Consider the following 3,802-nt stretch of genomic DNA (forward strand, 5'->3'; position numbering starts at 1 on the left):
GGGGCTCGCGGGCAACCGTATCGCTGGGCGCGGCAATCGCCGGGGCGGCACGCTGATCGGCGCGGGTGTCGGCGCGGTCACCGGCATGGTTATCGACAAGGCTGAGGATCGCGAGCGCTGCCGCCGCCTGCTGGCGCAGCAGGATCGCGGCGCAGTGGGAGTGGCTTACGCTCCGCCGCCGCAACCTTATTATGACGACCGCGCCAATTTGCCATATGCGCCGCCACAGCCTGCTTATGCAGCAGATTATGACCCGGCCTTTCTTGAGGCCTGCCGCCGCGACAACGGGCTGGGTGGTGCGGCCATCGGTGCGGCCGTCGGGGGCCTGGCAGGCAACCGCATTGCCGGGCGCGGCAACCGTCTGGGTGGTACGCTGATCGGCGCGGGCGTGGGCGCCGTGGCCGGAATGGTGATCGACAAGGCCGAGGACCGCGAACGCTGCCGCCGCCTGTTGGCGCAGCAGGGCACCGGCTATGCGCAGCAGGGCGGGCAGGGGACTTATGGCGGCTATCCGCCACCGCCGCCGGGCTATTATTATTACTACCCACCGCCCATCGTCACCACCATTACGATCACCCCCGGGTGCAACTGCACCGAAACCGTCACCACCAGCCATGTGACGCACCACGCGCCGGCCCGCCATGTGACGCAGCGTGCGACCAAGAACGTGCGGGTCTATCGCAAATAAGCTGCGCGCGCTGCCCTTTGCCAAGCAGGGGGCAGCGGCGTCGCGGCAGTACGGTTTGGTTTTAAAGGGTCAGTTCGGCGGCGAGTCGTGACTGCAGGTGAAGCACCGCAGGCCGCATCGCCGTTTCCTCGGCAAGGCCGAGGCGACTGGCGTCGATCGACCGTTCCAGCCGGACCAGCCGGTCGAGCAGATGCTGCGTGTCATGCACCAGCAGCTGCGCCTCAAGCGGCAGGCGTGCCACCACCTGCGGATTGCTCGCAGTGACGGAGCCCAGCGCGCGGCTGCGCCCACGCAGTTGGTGGAGCGAAAGTTCTCCAGCGAAATAGGCCTTCTGGTTGAGCAGCCAGGCGATCGAATGCATCAGTCGCGTGGTCACCCTGAGCGATTCGCATGACATGTCGATCTGCACGCTCTGGTCATCGGGCAGGCCCTGGTCGCCTGCATCGCGTTCAAAATACGATCGCGCCTCATCGGCCAGCACCATGGCTTCGACATAGAGCGACTCGACAAGCCGGGCGGTGAATAGATCGTCTGCAGGTTTCATGACATCGGTCATGCCAAAATGCCGCGCATCTGCACAGATGAAAGACATGGTTAAGCGCCCGCTTGCCGGGTCTGTGCCAGCCCGGAACACTCTGCCGGGTGTGCGTGGCGCGTCGCTCAGGCGATAATGTCGGGGATCAGATAGTCTTCCAGCATCGTAATCTGGTCCCGCAACAACAGTTTGCGCTTTTTCAGACGCGCGAGTTGCAGCATGTCAGACGTGCCGCCGTTGCTCAATGCGGCAATGGCATGGTCAAGATCGCGGTGTTCGACGCGGAGCGAGGCCAGCCGTTGCCGGACTTCTTCTTCGGTCACGCGCGACACCTTTCATGAACCCAGAATGGCAGTTGCTGGCACCGGCTGTCTGGCAGGAGCGCAAGCAACCTCGCCACTCATCCCGGTTATGCAAAGTTTCGCCGCATTGCAAGCCGGGCCATGCGCATCGTAACAGACAGGTAAGTTTTTTTGTGATTTACTGATTCTCCAGATGAGAAGGGGTCCGAGTCGTAAGGAGAAAGACTGATGCAACAAAGCCATGTTCGCGCACTCGAGCAAAAACATGCCGGCATTGAACGGATGATCCATGACGAAGAGCGCCGACCGGCGCCAGATACCGCACTGCTTTCGACGCTGAAAAAGCAGAAGCTGCGAATCAAGGAAGCACTCCAGCTTCACTAGCAGCAGCTTGATTAAGGCAGATCTGAACCCATACAGATCTGACCAAGCAACACATTGGCCCGGCGCGCTCTCGCATAGGCACGAGGGTGCGTGCGGGCCTTAATTTTATCCCAAACCACCTTTCGATATATTGCGTATAGCCCTGCGCACATTTGTTGCGCGGCCAATGGCGTGGCCAAAATTCGCGTGCTAGACGTCAAATATGTCCGAAGCCCAGATCAACGCGGCGCATGCCTCGCGCACCATCCTGACGCGTCTGCACGATGTCATGGCGTCGCGCACCAACGCCCAGGCCAAGCTCAATCAGGTCGTCGATATCATCGGCGATTCGCTCAACAGTGAGGTCTGCTCGATCTATCTGCTGCGCGAAGGGCTGCTTGAGCTGTTCGCGACGCGCGGCCTCAATCAGGAGGCAGTGCACGTCACCAAGCTGGCGTTGGGGCAGGGGCTGACCGGCACCATCGCCCAGAATGTCGAGGCCCTCAACCTCGACGAAGCAACCGCACACCCTGACTTCCAGTTTCGCCCCGAAACCGGTGAGGACAAGTTCCACAGCTTTGCCGGGGTGCCCATTGTCCGCATGGAGCGCGCGGTTGGCGTGTTGTGTATCCAGCATGTCGAACCACGCCGTTATCTTGAGGTCGAGCTTGAGGCGATGCAGACCGTCGCGATGGTGCTGTCTGAGCTGATCGCCAACGCCGGGCTGATCGACGAGCACCATGCGCTCGATGGTCTTGCCGAACTTACCCACTTTGAGCGTGCCGCAGGCTTCCCGCTGGTCCATGGCCTTGCCAGCGGCAAGGCGGTGTTTCACCAGCCCCGCATCACCATCGAGCATGTCGTTGCCGAGGATATCGAGGTCGAGCGCCAGCGTGTCTATTCCGCCTTCATCAAGATGCGCGAGCAGATCGACAAGATGGCCAACCAGGCCGAGTTCGGCAAAGGCGGCGAGCATGATGAGGTGCTCGAAACCTACAAGATGTTTGCCTATGATGAGGGATGGTCGCGGCGGATCAATGCCGCGATTGATTCCGGGCTCACCGCCGAGGCGGCGATTGAGCGCGTCCAGCAGCGCACCCGAATGCGGATGCGGCAGATCGACGATCCGTTGCTGGCCGACCGGATGCACGACCTTGAAGATCTGTCCAACCGGTTGCTGCGCATCGTCTCGGGCCAGATTGGTACAGCGGCGCAACTGGGGCTTCGGCAGGACACGATCCTGATCGCGCGTAACCTCGGCCCGGCGGAACTGCTTGAATATGACCGTCGCCGCCTGAAGGGCGTGATTCTTGAGGAAGGCTCATTGACCGCGCATGTGACCATCGTCGCGCGCGCAATGGGGGTTCCGGTGATCGGACGGATGCGCAACATCCGCCATCAGGTGCGCGAAGACGACCATCTGCTCATAGATACCCAGGAAAACTCGGTGCTGATCCGACCGTCGGCATCGGTCATCGAAGCGTTTGAGACCAAGTTCGTCCGCAGCCGCGAAAAGCAGGCAGTTTACGCTGCGCTGCGCGACGTCAAGTCGGTCAGCAAGGATGGCCAGCGAATTGGCGTGATGATCAACGCCGGCTTGCGCGACGATATTTCAAATCTTGCGGTAACAGGTGCCGAAGGGGTTGGCCTGTTTCGCACCGAATTCCAGTTTCTGGTGTCGGCCACGTTGCCCCAGCGTGAGCGGCAGTTGCGCCTGTATCGCGATGTGCTCGATGCGGCGGGCGAAAAGCCGGTGATTTTCCGCACCGTCGATATCGGCGGTGACAAGGGCCTCCCGTATCTGCGCGATGATGGCCCGGGTGAGGAGAATCCGGCGATGGGGTGGCGCGCGCTGCGCGTGGCGCTGGAGCGCGACGGGCTGCTCAAGGTGCAGGCGCGCGCGCTGATCGAGGC

5 protein-coding genes are annotated in these 3,802 nt (G+C 61.9%); 3 read left to right on the forward strand and 2 right to left on the reverse strand.

The features are described 5' to 3' along the window. Window positions 1-688 (forward strand): glycine zipper 2TM domain-containing protein (locus tag ACEW8G_RS05365; protein ID WP_373487410.1); only part of this gene is annotated, 688 nt, incomplete at its 5' end. Window positions 689-749: 61 nt separating this feature from the next. Here ACEW8G_RS05365 and ACEW8G_RS05370 read toward each other — a convergent pair. Together ACEW8G_RS05370 and ACEW8G_RS05375 are read right to left on the reverse strand one after the other, a co-directional pair. Then, on the reverse strand, window positions 750-1,280 hold the full coding sequence (locus ACEW8G_RS05370; RefSeq protein ID WP_373487411.1) for a DUF1465 family protein: 531 nt from the start codon (window positions 1,278-1,280) through the stop codon (window positions 750-752). Between the two features lie 68 nt (window positions 1,281-1,348). Continuing rightward, window positions 1,349-1,546: a YdcH family protein gene (locus tag ACEW8G_RS05375; protein ID WP_373487412.1), complete on the reverse strand. Its 198-nt coding sequence runs from the start codon at window positions 1,544-1,546 to the stop codon at window positions 1,349-1,351. Between the two features lie 207 nt (window positions 1,547-1,753). Here ACEW8G_RS05375 and ACEW8G_RS05380 point away from each other — a divergent pair, with 207 nt between their 5' ends. Then, window positions 1,754-1,909 carry a YdcH family protein gene (locus ACEW8G_RS05380; RefSeq protein WP_373487413.1) on the forward strand — a complete coding sequence of 52 codons (156 nt, stop codon included), beginning with the start codon at window positions 1,754-1,756 and terminating at the stop codon, window positions 1,907-1,909. 202 nt (window positions 1,910-2,111) lie between these two features. Continuing rightward, window positions 2,112-3,802: putative PEP-binding protein (locus tag ACEW8G_RS05385; protein ID WP_373487414.1), on the forward strand; the 1,691-nt coding region annotated here is incomplete at its 3' end.

This window comes from Blastomonas sp. (assembly GCF_041747255.1).
Classification (GTDB): Bacteria; Pseudomonadota; Alphaproteobacteria; order Sphingomonadales; family Sphingomonadaceae; genus Blastomonas.

Coding starts and splice junctions, on each gene's coding strand:
- ACEW8G_RS05370 (WP_373487411.1), bottom strand. CDS start 1,280: ATGTCTTTCATCTGTGCAGATGCGCGGCATTTTGGCATGACCGATGTC.
- ACEW8G_RS05380 (WP_373487413.1), top strand. CDS start 1,754: ATGCAACAAAGCCATGTTCGCGCACTCGAGCAAAAACATGCCGGCATT.